The following is a 12,118-nucleotide window of genomic DNA, read 5'->3' on the forward strand; positions in this document are numbered from 1 at the left end:
AAAAGGCTATCCGCAGCTCATGACTGGCGGATAGCCTTTTGATCGTTATGTGTCTGGCCTGTTACTTATATCAAGCTATGCCTGCGGATTCCCCAGCTTGTTCACCAAGCCCCGCAATGCTACACCACGGTGGCTGATGGCTTGCTTTTGTTCCAGCGTCAGCTCGGCCATCGTCTTTTCAAACTCCGGCAAATAAAACAACGGGTCATAGCCGAATCCCCCGCTGCCTGCGGTTTCCGTTGTAATCCAGCCATCCACCGAGCCAGTCGATTCCAAGGTCTCCCCTGTCTGCGGATTATACAGAATCAAGGTACAGACGAATTGAGCCGGGCTCAGCAAAGGCTGTCCGGTATCATCACCAAGCTGCTTCGATTCCAGAACGTCGAGCAGCTTGATATTGTTTTCGTGATCGCTGGCGCCTTCCCCGGCATAACGGGCCGAGTATACGCCCGGCGCTCCGTCCAGCAAATCCACACACAGGCCGGAATCGTCAGCCAGCACGGGCAATCCGAGCACATCTCCGACCGCTTTGGCCTTTTTCAGCGCATTCTCGGCAAAGGTTTTACCATCCTCAACGACAGCAGGAATATCGGGGTAGTCATACATGCTTTTGACTTCCTTGCCAAACGGAGCAAAGGCATGTGCGAACTCCCGCACCTTCCCTTTATTCTTCGTAGCGACAATAACAACCGGACCCTCCAACAGCATCAGGCCCCAGCCCCCGCACGTCCTGCTCCGATCTTGTCTGCAATCGGTCCGAGCACCTCTTTTTGACGCTCAATCATTTGCAGAATTCCTTGTTCACCCAAGCTGAGCAGTTGATCCAGCTCTTGACGGTCGAACGGGCTTTCTTCCCCCGTACCTTGCAGCTCAACATACTTGCCGCCACCCGTCATTACGAGATTCATGTCTACCTTAGCCTTGGAATCCTCTTCATAGTTCAGGTCCAGCAGCGCTTTGCCGCCAACAACCCCCACGCTGACGGATGCCAGAAAATCGGTAATTGGAAAAACAGGCAGCTTGTGCTGTAGCGCAATTTTATTCACAGCAATCGCCAGCGCTACGAAAGAACCGGTAATTGAGGTCGTGCGTGTGCCGCCATCCGCCTGAATCACGTCACAGTCGAGCGTAATCGTCCGCTCACCCAGCGCCTGCAAATTCACAACCGAACGCAGCGCTCTTCCGATCAGACGTTGAATTTCCATCGTCCGGCCTGTCAGCTTCCCACGTGCAGCTTCTCGTTGATTACGCGTATGGGTCGCCCTCGGAAGCATGGAATACTCTGCCGTTACCCAGCCCTTTCCTTGTCCCTTCATAAAGGGTGGAACGCGTTCTTCCACGGTAGCCGTACAGATGACTTTCGTCTCGCCAACCTCTATAAAAACAGAGCCCTCCGCATACTTATTTACTCCTGCTGTCAATTTCATCGGGCGCAGCTCATCACTGTTTCGTCCGTTAGATCTACTCATGCTTTTTCCTCCTACGTCGTATGCAACCTGTTCTTGTACATTTATTCTACCAAAGTGTGCAGGCAAAAGCACCCCAAGGACGATTCCCCGTCCTTAAAGAGGAATTTCGTTAATATGCTGCGGCTTGGCTACAGGCTCTCCATAATTCTGATTATTTTGTCCAATCACGCTTTTTTCACCGTTCAGCTCAATTCGAATTTTGGTTTTAACCGCATCCTCTGAATTATCTGCCGCCGTCAGCACGACCGATTCCAGAAACTCGGCAGGCACCGCTTCTCCCTTGGCAAACATATCATCCGAGAGCGATACCGTAATCACGTTATCTTTGGAGCGTTCTACCGATTTCAGAGCGGTCTCCCCTGTCATGACTTCCTGTAATCCGTCCTTGGTCTGCGGACCCTGGATCAACTGATGCAGCGCGGACTGAACACGATCTTTTTCCGGGCTGACCAACCGTGTTACAGGCACATAATATTGAACTCCAGCAGGAGAAGATGAGGAGAAATACACGGTGACCGGACTGGAATCCAGTGGCGTTACGCCATGACCAACCTCCAGATTAATGCCTACTGCACGGGTCAACGGATGATCCAGCGGTGTGCCGCCAACAGGCATTTCATTCAGCTTTTTGCCATCCACCCAGATTTGTACACTTTGAATATCGGGACGGTCAGTCAGGGTCCAGGTCAAGCTTTCCATCAATTTGCGTTCTTCCTGTGCCTTGTAGCTGCCGAACGATTTGTTGAATTCGACGACTGCCAGCTTGTTGTTCTTGTCCACCGTTACACTCTTCACTTCCGTACCTTGTGGCAGCACGCCCTTGAAGCCCTCTGGTAACAGTCCGGCATACGGCCCGCCCTCAACCAGCGTTTCCAGCGCCGACTTGGCATCCGCCTGCACATCACCTGTAGCAATCGGCAAGGATACCGGAGCCAGCAAACCGTTATGATCCTGTAAAAATACAGCTCTCAGCTGTCCGGTGCTGACGGGAGCTTTTCCGGTCACCGCCTTAATCATGGACTGCTCCGTCGTGGATGGCGGGGGATCAATAGATGCCGATTCGTTGCCGAAAAGGCTGCAGCCGGACAATAACAACGGCAGGGACAGCAGCCCTACTACGGACGTCACGCGCAATGGATGTTTTATGTTCATAAATGAAGTTCCTCCCTAACAATTTTGTACAGATTGTACTAATATGTATACAAGCCTCGCGTAAAAAATAACTACTTTTTCAGCCGACTGGACACACTGGTCATATTGTAGTAGAAATCAGGAACGATACGAGGAGGGAGCTTCAACTTTATGGACAAGAAAAAAGTGCCTTATAGCCTGAACAGTAAAAAGGTAGCCGATGCCACCCGCGAATGGCTGCACAAGCGTGGTGTAAACCTTACAGAGATCGCAGAGCTGGTCATGCTTTTACAAAAAAAATATTATCCGAATTTAACGATGGAAGAATGTATGGAGAATGTGGAAAAGGTGCTGATGAAGCGCGAGGTTCAAAATGCGGTGCTCACAGGCATCCAACTGGATATCCTTGCCGAGCAAGGCGCTCTCCTTCCCCCCTTGCAGGATATGATTGAAAATGATGAAGGGCTATACGGAGTGGATGAAATTTTGGCTTTTTCCATTGTGAATGTATACGGCAGCATTGGATTTACGAATTACGGTTATGTCGATAAGCTTAAACCGGGTGTGCTGGAACGGCTGAACGATAAAAGTCTGGGGCCGATCCATACGTTTCTGGACGATATTGTGGGCGCTATCGCAGCTTCGGCCAGCAGTCGTATCGCCCATCGCAAACAGGCAGAGCGCGAACAGGAGCTTGGAGAAGAAAGCGCACCGAATACAACCCGTTAATTAAAGAAGGATATACATTCCGCACGATGAAGGCTGACGATTATGATCAGGCTATTGCACTGTGGAATGGGATTTTACTAAATTCCAGAGAGCTGAAGTAGCGTCTGAGCGCTTGATCTATGTAAGCAGAAATGCCGGGTCTGATTCGAATGAGAAACGATCAGACCCGGAACATAGGGTAGACTAACGTAGTGGTTACAATCTGATTTAATTTTTTGGGCGCAGTGTACGTTCTACAATTCCCAGCATGGATTGACGAGAGAAGAACCGGGACACCTGAGCTACCCAATAGTTTTGGCGACCGGAAATGATGTGACTACGCCCCTTTTCAAATGCTCTCAGCGCGTTCTTCACAACGGTTTGGGGAGTTTCCCTAATTCCAACTGACGCTTCACTTGCGCCAACAATATCAAAAAACGGCGTTTCTGTTGAGCCTGGACAAAGGGCCAGAACTTTAAGCCCCCGTTTCCGATTTTCGGCCCATAGAGCTTCACTAAAAGAAAGCACAAATGCTTTGGTTGCTCCATACACCGCCATATACGGATCGGGCTGAAATGCGGCTGTGGAAGAAACATTGATTAATCCGCCATCCCGGTTACGCAATAAATCAGGCATAAATGCATGTGTGATATCGACTAAAGCAGCCACATTGAGGATGACTTCCTCATGCTGCCGTTCTCCTGAAACCTGTTCAAAGTATCCATAGGTGGCAAAGCCTGCGTTGTTAATTAAGAGATCCACCTTTAGTTGATGTTTTTGAACCTCCTGGTGTAATGTTTGCGGTGCTCCTATCGCAGAAAGATCAAGTGCGATGACTGTTGTCTTTACATTGTATTTAGCAGAAAGCTCTTTAGCCAACGCCTTCAACTTCGTTTCATTACGTGCCACCAAAATGAGATTGCATTTTTGAGCTGCCAGCGAATAGGCAAAGGCTTCGCCAATACCGGATGATGCGCCTGTGATCAGAGCTGTTTTGTTTGCGTACATAAACATGATTATGAACCTCCATAGTATCGTTGTTTTATTTTAGAAACATTGTTACCATTGTTCCAAAATGAACTGAAGTCACCTATTATGACGACCTCAGTACACCTTATATCTTAAGATTGGGATGAGGATGTTTTAAATGCTGCGAGCGTATTCCTCAGTGTAAATGCATACACCCCTTGAGCCATATCTACTTCAAAATGACCTGCAAACTGAAGATGTATGACTCCATGTAAAGCAGACCAGAACATCCGGACAACCAGCAGCGGATCATGTTCTTCCAGTTCACCCTGCTCCATAGCGTGTATGACGGTTTCCAGAATTCGAGATAGGGCCGTAGTTGTACCCTCCAAACTCTGTTCATCCGGTTTAAAATCAGATAAAGCCCCGCCAAACATCATTTTGTAATAGGCTGAATGAAGCTGTGCAAATTGCCAATACGCCCAACTTAGGGCTTCCAGATCAGCGAGTACGTTATCGGTGCTTGCAACTTGTTGAAAGGTTTCGGCCAATAGCCGACATCCATCCAGGTACATCTCATTGGCGAGACCATCCTTGCTGCCGAAAATACTGTAAATAATCTTGGTGGAACAGCTTAATTTCTGGGCAACTCGTCGCACGGTCACAGCCTCTGGCCCTTCTTCCGCAAGAAGGATACATGCCGCATCAATGACATTTTTACGTAGCAATTGCTGCTGCTGTAGCTTCACTTCCGAATAGGTTTTATAGGGATGCGATGGCTCGGACATTTTTTAATGCACTTCCTTACTATTTTTAACGTAGAGTTTGAACGTGATCTTTTCGGAAACAACGTTACCGACAAGAATCATAGTATTCTAATTCTGAATTTTTGTCAAATATTAAACTCGTACAGCATCAATAGGCAATGCCTACCCGTGTGTGTAGAAAATCGCTACTACTCAACTGACGATAGGTAAAATCGGCCGTGTCAGCGGTCGTAATTTGTGTGCCACCCTCGGGCAGCAGATCCTTTTCCACGCGATATATGCCCGTCCGCGCTCCGTCCGGCAGCCATGTCGGGCAGACTATTGTCCAGTCCAGCGCCGAATCGCGCAGCCGTTCGTACACCCGGCGGTGTTCCTCAGCCGCACGGGTGCTGCGCCGCCGGGGCTCGGAGGATTCATACCGATACAAACCCGGCTCCGTCCGGCTCTGTAAAATCCCTGCCGTCCCCACTGTAATGAGCCGGGGAACGGACTGCTCCTGCATAAGCCGGATCAGCAAACGGATATTCACGGATAAGGTCTTGGTTCCATCCGTATTCAACGCGCTGATGACAGCCGTCGTCCCACCCTCCAGCGCTTGCGCTACATCCTCAGCGTTGGTGGCATCTCCTTGTACGATCTGGAGCAGCGTCCCATATCTTAATATGTAATCCTCCAGCTTGTCCGGTGAACGAACAAGAGCTGTAACAGTATGACCGTCCGCTAATGCATATTCCAGGATAAAACGCCCCACACGTCCGGTAGCCCCCAGCAGCAGCAAATTCATAAAAGCCTCTTTCCCGGCATGGATGCCGTTGTCCTTCTGTTACTTTCCGCCATTATTTCCCGCGAAGTGGATAGAAACGTGCGATAGGGTTCGTCTCGCTTATAGAGGCCCGACCGCGTCGCTCCAGTTCCACCAGATGAGCCAGTGTCTCGGACATGGCAAACCGTAGCTGATGAATCCCCAGTTTGTCACTAAATATAGCAATACACAGCTCATAGGCTGTACTGCCCTCTGGCTGGATCAATTCATGGAACTTGTCCAGCCGTTCTTCATGATGCTCCAGCAGCGCCTGCGTCCGTTCACGAAAATAACCAAACGGATTACGGTGCCCCGGATATGCCCACGCTACCTCTAGCTCGCCAAGCCGCTGCAAACCATTCAAAAAAGACTGTAAGGGCTGGGGGTCACTTCCCGGCAGCAGACTGATATTAGGCGAAATCCTTGGCAAAACCGCGTCACCGCACAGAATAACGCCGCTATTCGGCTCATACAAAGAGATATGTCCGGGCGCATGCCCCCCTGTCTCAATGGGCAGCCAGCCACGCCCATCCCATTCCAGACGGGCATCCTCCCCGACAGGAATAACGGTGATATCAGGCTGTGGATTCACTTGCAGATGAGCCTGCCGCATGTGCAGTTCCAAGGCCGATACCTGCTCCACAGGAAAGCCGTGACGGACAAAAAAGCTTGGCAGCCTCTGCTCCATCGGCATAGAGATATCCGCTTGTGAATCTGGCTGGCCCCACATCATCATCGCTTCCTTATGGCTTCGCGCTGACATATGTACACGAGCCTGACCTTGCTGCTGCATCCAGCCCGCCAAACCATAATGATCCGGGTGATGATGAGTCACGACAATGTCCGAGATATCACCAAAGGACATCCCAAGCTCCTGGAAGACATGCGCCCATTCTTCCTCCGTATCCGTACTGCGCGGGCCGGGGTCTACGATCGTAAAGCCGTCCTTCCCCTTCAGCACATAGCTGTTCACCCAGCGCAGCGGAAAGGACATCGATATTTTGACCTGAAAACCTCCATCTATTCGTTCACACGGCGTCAGCTCCGGCATCTTCATGGCTTCCCATCCGCCTTTCCGTATCAAGCACGCACGCCGACAAAAATCATTCGGGGCGATACATTTTCGATATATTCATCTTCGTTATAGCTTCCATGTACCTGCTCTACAGACAGTCTGGCTTCCTCCAGCAAAGCACGGAATTTTTCATATGAGTACAGCTTGACGCGTTCATGATACACACGTACAGGCTCTTCACCCGCTACAGTTGTATCCTGACCAGCAGCACCGCCATCAGAAGCCGAAACAGAAGCAATTGAACGAATGGCGATCTGTTTTTTCACAAATCCGTCCTCGATAACCCGATGCTCCTCAATCTGATTTCCTTCATCCTCCCGTATCGAATGCGGCACCAGATGAGCGGCTACGTACGCAGGATTCAAATAATCTATTATAAAACGTCCGCCCGGCTTCAACAGCCGATAAATTCCTTTTAATACTTTAAGCTGCTCCGCATCCTCCTCAAAGTAACCGAAGGAAGTAAACAAATTCACCACCGCATCAAAGCTCTCCTCCAGCGGCACCTCTCTCATATCGCCCTGATGCCAGCTAACCCGTCCTTCGGGATCGGCAGCATGTGCCTCACGCAGCAGCACACAGGACAAATCCACACCCGTTACCTTATAGCCCGCATCCGCGAGCGCAAGAGAATGGCGTCCCATACCACAGCACAAGTCCAATACGCTGGAGCCCTGCGGCAACTTGAGCCAAGAGATCATTTTCTGTACTTCATGATAGGCTCCCTGAAAGTCGCGATGCTTGTATACTAATAAGTAATCTTCCCCAAAGCTCTGCTCATACCATTCTGCCATATTGTTTCTCCTCCATGAACTCATTTCGCTCTATTACATACCATATTAGCTTTTTCAAACTGGAGACTCAAAAACATTACGATTAAGCAACATGTTACAATATCCATATTTAAGCTTAAATATTCATAGGAACTTCATACCAGCTTCATGCGATTCATCCCATTTTATCATTAAAATGAATCATGGGAACGCCTTTTGGCGGTATTTATGAAGGAAAGGAGCGGCAACGTTATGATTCAAATCGGACTGACGGGTTGGGGCGATCACGATGATCTGTATCCGGTCGGCACCAAAGCCAATCAAAAGCTAAGCGTCTATGGAGGCCATTTTACAGTGGTAGAGATGGATAGTTCTTTTTATGCCGTACAGCCCACGGATCGTATGGCACGCTGGGTGACCGAAACCCCTGACTCATTTTCATTTCTTGTCAAAGCCTATCAGGGCATGACCGGGCATACGCGCGGCAAACAGCCTTATTTCAAAACCATCGATGCGATGTACGAAGCATTACATACTTCCATACAGCCTCTCCGCGAAGCGGGCAAGCTCAAGGCTGTACTGTTCCAGTACCCTCCCTGGTTCGACTGTACACGTGAGAACGTCGCCGTGCTGCGTGACACGAAAAAAAGGATGGGAGATGTCCCATCCGTACTTGAATTCCGAAATCAAAGCTGGTTCACACCCGAGTTTCGAAAGCAAACACTGGCATTTATGCGTGAGGAAGGCTGGATACACAGCGTATGCGACGAGCCGCAGGCGGGATTGGGGTCCGTGCCGATTGTACCACAGGCTACAAACAGCAACCTGACGGTGGTACGTCTCCACGGACGAAATGTGTCCGGTTGGAATCAAAGCTCCGCGCCCAACTGGCGAGAGGTTCGTTACCTGTATCGGTATAATGAGAGCGAGTTGGCCGAATGGAAGGACCGATTGCTGGAGCTGGAGCAGCAAAGCCGTGAGGTGTGCGTTATTTTCAACAACAACTCAGGTGGAGATGCCGCCGCTAACGCCAAGCAGCTCATGACCATGCTCGGCATGGAGCCTAAGCCTTTTCCACTCCGCAAGCCACCCGAAGAGGACAATGGACCCGAACAGCTTGAACTATTTTGAAGAACGGGCTGAGGATGAAAGGTTTTGAATAGCACTCCTGAGCTTGCGTTCGTTATCCAGCAAATGCGGGTCCTCAGGCAAGTATTGCAAAGCTTTTTGGCTATGCTCATATGAAGCGTCCAGCTTGCCCAGATTGACACAGCAATGGCTAAGTCGTATATGCGGCAGCCAGGAGTAGCAGGGCACCGGAACAGCTCTCAAGCCAGATACGTCCTGCTGCTCCAGTGCTTTTTCGTACCAGTAGGTGGGCGTGCTCCACTCTTTTCGTGTGAAAAACCAGTCACCGATCATGCAGCACAAGTCCGCTTGCGGCACATCATATCGGAAGGAGCGCAGCAGACTATCCAACTGTTGCTCCGGCTCCCCGAGATGAAGATAGCATTCCGCCAAACGCACGCAAGCGGTAATCCGGTCCTCCCGGTAGCCGCTCGGCTCCCCCAGCAGGCGATTGAACGCCTCTGCCGCCTCGGCATAACGAGCGTCCCTTGACCCTGCACATGGCGGCAAATCCAGTGAATTCTGTTACGGGTAGCCTCATGGGATTCCTCCGAATTAATCTGTCCGTAATAACGCTCATTCACCTGATCACGGTTAGCCAACAGCGGCGCCCCCTCCAGTACCGGGATGCCCCAGAATCACGACATGCCCACCTGTGCAACGCACCGTCGCATTGCGTGTATCGAACACCAGCGGGGCATGGTCGACCAATTGCTGGTAGTCCAGCACAGAATGATCCGTTGTGATCACGACGATATCTGCACTTTCCCACAGACGGGTATCCGCTACACGAGATTGGATGACCTCACCATTTAGCTTAAAGCTCTTTACATACGGGTCGGTGAAGCTCACCGAGGCACCCATTTCCTTTAAGCGCTCAAACAGGACAAGGGCAGGCGATTCCCGAACATCGTCAATGTCTTTTTTGTAGGCTACGCCCGCCAGAACGATCTCGGCCTTGTTCACGGCTTTACCTTCCTGGGCGAGCAGGGTTTCAATTCGCTCCGCGATATACAGCGGCATACGTCGATTCATGCGATCTGCCAAGTCCACGAATTCCAGTGGAAAACCATGCTGCTCGGATTTCCATGACAAGTATAGCGGATCAACCGGGATACAGTGCCCCCCGATGCCAGGCCCCGGATAAAAAGGCATATAGCCGAAGGGCTTCGTTGCCGCCGCATCCAGAACCTCCCATATATTGATGCCCATTTTCTCACAAGCAGCTGTCAGCTCATTGACCATTCCAATATTGACGCTACGGAACGTATTCTCGAACAACTTGGCGGCTTCCGCCACTGTTGTCGAGCTAACCGGGACGATCTGATCCAGAAAGGAGCCGTAAAAGCTTGCTCCTATTGCCAGGCAACCCGGCGTACAGCCGCCAATCACCTTGGGCGTGTTCCGAATGTTAAAATGAACACTGCCCGGATCAACACGTTCCGGTGAAAAACACACATAAAAATCCTGACCGACCGTCCAGCCCCTGCGCTGTTCAATCACCGGGCGGATCAGTTCCTCCGTTGTTCCCGGATACGTGGTGCTTTCCAGAATCAGCAGCGTCTGTCTGCGTAAATGAGGGATCGCCTGGTCGATAGCCGTTTCAATATAGGACGTATCCGGCTGATGTCCGTCTGTCAGCGGCGTAGGCACGCAGATCACGACGATATCCACATGCTCCAGCACCTTGATATCCGTAACCGGATGCAATTCCTGTCCGATCAGACCTTTCAGTGCATCGTCGCCAATGTCTATGATGTACGATTGTCCTTGAAGCAGCTTGGCTACTTTGACGGGATCGGAATCCACACCATATACATCATAACCAGCCTTTGCCATTTCCACTGCCATGGGCAGCCCTACATAACCGAGGCCGATTACCGCAATCTTTACAGTTCCTTTTGTTATTTTTTTCATAAGCTGCAAAGTACCACCTCTTTCATCGTTACTCCATGCCTCGCAGTAGCTCAGCAATTCCAGCCCGATCCATTAACTTATCGTCCGAGCGGTATTGATCAAAGCTCACCCGCTCCAGCCCTACTGGCTAAGTAATCGCTTGTCTGCCTGCTGTGGGAGAATGACAAAATAACGATCATCATAGCAGTACGTGTGCGGCACCTCATAAGGAGAAATCAGCACCTCATGCAGCTTTTCCCCACCGCGTATTCCGATTTCTTTTACTTTCAAGGCTGGCTGGCCCGCCTGCTCCTTCATCACTTCCGCCAGATCTGCAATGTTGCAGCCCTTCATTTTCATCACCAGCGTCTCTCCACCCATCGCCATGACAGAAGCCTTCAACAGCAAGCCAATCGCCTCTCCAAGCGTAAGGAAAAAACGGGTCATTTCAGGACTGGTCAGCGTCAAATCCTGCCCTTCCGCGATCTGGCCGCATTCGTCTGACTTAGCAAACTACGCAGCGTAAAGGTTCTGAATATATCCAGTCGGTTACTGATCCACTCACGTGTCAGGCGGTTGGGATTCATCCCATAGTTATTAAAATTAATTTCAATCACAATCTTGCGACTCATGTATCTTCCTCCCATTCAACTGTCTTCTCTCAAGTTATGAAGACGCTCCTGAACCGGCATGTACAAATGCAACAAATCTTGCAAAAATAGGTACAATCCAAAAAGAATAGCCATTCATACAAAAACCTTTTCGCTTTCGACATATGATAGAATACAAAGTTAAGCCAATCTCGGTCAAAAGGGACTGTTTCTGCCGAATACAGAACTACGAGACGCGGTGGCTGAGGCAGTGAACAAAGCCAGCATTGCTGGCATTTTGCCATATGATGACGAATCTATTAAAGCACCATCCTATATGAAGCGGGAGCTGACCGATCAGGTCTTTGCACACTATGCTCTTTCCCCTTCACTGACCTGCCACGCCTGCCTGAATCGGTATTTGGCTGAGACACCCGCTTTCTGGGACATGCTGAAAAATCGACGCATTCTGCTGGTCACTCGGACGGCCGCTGAAGTAAGACCTATTCTTGAGGCCGAGCCGTACAGGCTGCATATCTCGCACACGCTCGCATTTCATCAATATGGACAGATGCCTGAAACACTCCAATGGATCACAGCACACAAAGATGACTTTGATATTGCGCTGTTCTCATGTGGTGTCAATGCAGCCGTGTTAGCACAAAAAACAGCAGAATTAACTGGCAAAGTAGGCATAGACTTCGGCAAGGCGATTAACATCGTCATGTTCGGCAAAGCTAATTAATGCTTAAAAATAGACTTTGAGATTTCCCATCACTTATTTTACAATATTATAGAAACAAGCATTAA

The 12,118-nt window shown here is 50.1% G+C and carries 14 protein-coding genes and 2 pseudogenes; 3 read left to right on the forward strand and 13 right to left on the reverse strand.

All coding sequences use genetic code 11. The features are described 5' to 3' along the window. Positions 1 to 75: 75 nt before the first annotated feature. The 3 genes from AC0WRU_RS19145 to AC0WRU_RS19155 all read right to left on the reverse strand — a co-directional run bounded on the left by AC0WRU_RS19145 (position 76) and on the right by AC0WRU_RS19155 (position 2,621). Positions 76 to 708 carry an XTP/dITP diphosphatase gene (locus AC0WRU_RS19145; RefSeq protein ID WP_476125947.1) on the reverse strand — a complete coding sequence of 211 codons (633 nt, stop codon included), beginning with the start codon at positions 706 to 708 and terminating at the stop codon, positions 76 to 78. Further along, positions 708 to 1,469: a ribonuclease PH gene (rph, locus tag AC0WRU_RS19150; protein WP_025685204.1), complete on the reverse strand. Its 762-nt coding sequence runs from the start codon at positions 1,467 to 1,469 to the stop codon at positions 708 to 710. Before rph ends, AC0WRU_RS19145 begins: the two co-directional genes overlap by 1 nt. A gap of 93 nt (positions 1,470 to 1,562) precedes the next feature. Beyond that, positions 1,563 to 2,621, reverse strand: coding sequence for a GerMN domain-containing protein (locus AC0WRU_RS19155; RefSeq protein WP_476125948.1), 1,059 nt, complete (start codon positions 2,619 to 2,621; stop codon positions 1,563 to 1,565). A 150-nt stretch (positions 2,622 to 2,771) separates the two neighbouring features. Between AC0WRU_RS19155 and AC0WRU_RS19160 the strand changes: the two genes are divergently transcribed. After that, positions 2,772 to 3,329: a phosphatidylglycerophosphatase A family protein gene (locus AC0WRU_RS19160; protein ID WP_025685206.1), complete on the forward strand. Its 558-nt coding sequence runs from the start codon at positions 2,772 to 2,774 to the stop codon at positions 3,327 to 3,329. 207 nt (positions 3,330 to 3,536) lie between these two features. Here the strand turns inward: AC0WRU_RS19160 and AC0WRU_RS19165 are convergent, their stop codons facing one another. From AC0WRU_RS19165 to AC0WRU_RS19185, 5 genes are all read right to left on the reverse strand, one after another. Beyond that, entirely contained in the window at positions 3,537 to 4,322 is a 786-nt protein-coding gene (locus AC0WRU_RS19165) for an SDR family NAD(P)-dependent oxidoreductase (RefSeq protein WP_192510738.1), read from the reverse strand. Between the two features lie 107 nt (positions 4,323 to 4,429). Then, complete coding sequence (locus AC0WRU_RS19170; protein WP_476125949.1) at positions 4,430 to 5,065, reverse strand: TetR/AcrR family transcriptional regulator; 636 nt, start codon at positions 5,063 to 5,065, stop codon at positions 4,430 to 4,432. A 127-nt stretch (positions 5,066 to 5,192) separates the two neighbouring features. Continuing rightward, entirely contained in the window at positions 5,193 to 5,828 is a 636-nt protein-coding gene (locus tag AC0WRU_RS19175; protein WP_149094767.1) for an NAD(P)-dependent oxidoreductase, read from the reverse strand. Between the two features lie 52 nt (positions 5,829 to 5,880). Beyond that, complete coding sequence (locus AC0WRU_RS19180; RefSeq protein WP_476125950.1) at positions 5,881 to 6,903, reverse strand: MBL fold metallo-hydrolase; 1,023 nt, start codon at positions 6,901 to 6,903, stop codon at positions 5,881 to 5,883. Between the two features lie 23 nt (positions 6,904 to 6,926). Then, on the reverse strand, positions 6,927 to 7,715 hold the full coding sequence (locus AC0WRU_RS19185; RefSeq protein WP_476125951.1) for a class I SAM-dependent methyltransferase: 789 nt from the start codon (positions 7,713 to 7,715) through the stop codon (positions 6,927 to 6,929). Positions 7,716 to 7,946: 231 nt separating this feature from the next. On the opposite strand from AC0WRU_RS19185, the gene AC0WRU_RS19190 reads away from it, so the two are divergent. After that, positions 7,947 to 8,825: a DUF72 domain-containing protein gene (locus AC0WRU_RS19190; RefSeq protein WP_476125952.1), complete on the forward strand. Its 879-nt coding sequence runs from the start codon at positions 7,947 to 7,949 to the stop codon at positions 8,823 to 8,825. Here AC0WRU_RS19190 and AC0WRU_RS19195 read toward each other — a convergent pair. The 5 genes and pseudogenes from AC0WRU_RS19195 to AC0WRU_RS19215 form a co-directional block, all read right to left on the reverse strand. Further along, entirely contained in the window at positions 8,817 to 9,332 is a 516-nt protein-coding gene (locus tag AC0WRU_RS19195) for a tetratricopeptide repeat protein (protein WP_476128719.1), read from the reverse strand. The genes AC0WRU_RS19190 and AC0WRU_RS19195 overlap by 9 nt on opposite strands. Further along, positions 9,302 to 9,424 (reverse strand): annotated as a pseudogene (locus tag AC0WRU_RS19200) (SAM-dependent methyltransferase); the annotation flags it as partial. The pseudogene AC0WRU_RS19200 and the gene AC0WRU_RS19195, both read right to left, overlap by 31 nt. Next, positions 9,417 to 10,739, reverse strand: coding sequence for a nucleotide sugar dehydrogenase (locus AC0WRU_RS19205; RefSeq protein WP_476125953.1), 1,323 nt, complete (start codon positions 10,737 to 10,739; stop codon positions 9,417 to 9,419). The pseudogene AC0WRU_RS19200 and the gene AC0WRU_RS19205, both read right to left, overlap by 8 nt. Positions 10,740 to 10,859: 120 nt before the next feature. Next, positions 10,860 to 11,186 (reverse strand): polysaccharide biosynthesis protein, encoded by a 327-nt coding sequence (locus AC0WRU_RS19210; RefSeq protein ID WP_476125954.1) that lies wholly within the window; start codon positions 11,184 to 11,186, stop codon positions 10,860 to 10,862. After that, positions 11,183 to 11,350, reverse strand: a complete 168-nt coding sequence (locus AC0WRU_RS19215) for a hypothetical protein (RefSeq protein WP_476128720.1) — start codon at positions 11,348 to 11,350, stop codon at positions 11,183 to 11,185. The genes AC0WRU_RS19210 and AC0WRU_RS19215 overlap by 4 nt, the downstream gene beginning before the upstream one ends. A gap of 175 nt (positions 11,351 to 11,525) precedes the next feature. On the opposite strand from AC0WRU_RS19215, the pseudogene AC0WRU_RS19220 reads away from it, so the two are divergent. Continuing rightward, a pseudogene (locus tag AC0WRU_RS19220) lies at positions 11,526 to 12,053 on the forward strand (GT-D fold domain-containing glycosyltransferase); the annotation flags it as partial. Positions 12,054 to 12,118: the final 65 nt, after the last annotated feature.

This window comes from Paenibacillus sp. 1-8 (assembly GCF_056316205.1).

Coding starts and splice junctions, on each gene's coding strand:
- AC0WRU_RS19145 (WP_476125947.1), bottom strand. CDS start 708: ATGCTGTTGGAGGGTCCGGTTGTTATTGTCGCTACGAAGAATAAAGGG.
- rph (WP_025685204.1), bottom strand. CDS start 1,469: ATGAGTAGATCTAACGGACGAAACAGTGATGAGCTGCGCCCGATGAAA.
- AC0WRU_RS19155 (WP_476125948.1), bottom strand. CDS start 2,621: ATGAACATAAAACATCCATTGCGCGTGACGTCCGTAGTAGGGCTGCTG.
- AC0WRU_RS19160 (WP_025685206.1), top strand. CDS start 2,772: ATGGACAAGAAAAAAGTGCCTTATAGCCTGAACAGTAAAAAGGTAGCC.
- AC0WRU_RS19165 (WP_192510738.1), bottom strand. CDS start 4,322: ATGTTTATGTACGCAAACAAAACAGCTCTGATCACAGGCGCATCATCC.
- AC0WRU_RS19170 (WP_476125949.1), bottom strand. CDS start 5,065: ATGTCCGAGCCATCGCATCCCTATAAAACCTATTCGGAAGTGAAGCTA.
- AC0WRU_RS19175 (WP_149094767.1), bottom strand. CDS start 5,828: ATGAATTTGCTGCTGCTGGGGGCTACCGGACGTGTGGGGCGTTTTATC.
- AC0WRU_RS19180 (WP_476125950.1), bottom strand. CDS start 6,903: ATGAAGATGCCGGAGCTGACGCCGTGTGAACGAATAGATGGAGGTTTT.
- AC0WRU_RS19185 (WP_476125951.1), bottom strand. CDS start 7,715: ATGGCAGAATGGTATGAGCAGAGCTTTGGGGAAGATTACTTATTAGTA.
- AC0WRU_RS19190 (WP_476125952.1), top strand. CDS start 7,947: ATGATTCAAATCGGACTGACGGGTTGGGGCGATCACGATGATCTGTAT.
- AC0WRU_RS19205 (WP_476125953.1), bottom strand. CDS start 10,739: ATGAAAAAAATAACAAAAGGAACTGTAAAGATTGCGGTAATCGGCCTC.
- AC0WRU_RS19215 (WP_476128720.1), bottom strand. CDS start 11,350: ATGAGTCGCAAGATTGTGATTGAAATTAATTTTAATAACTATGGGATG.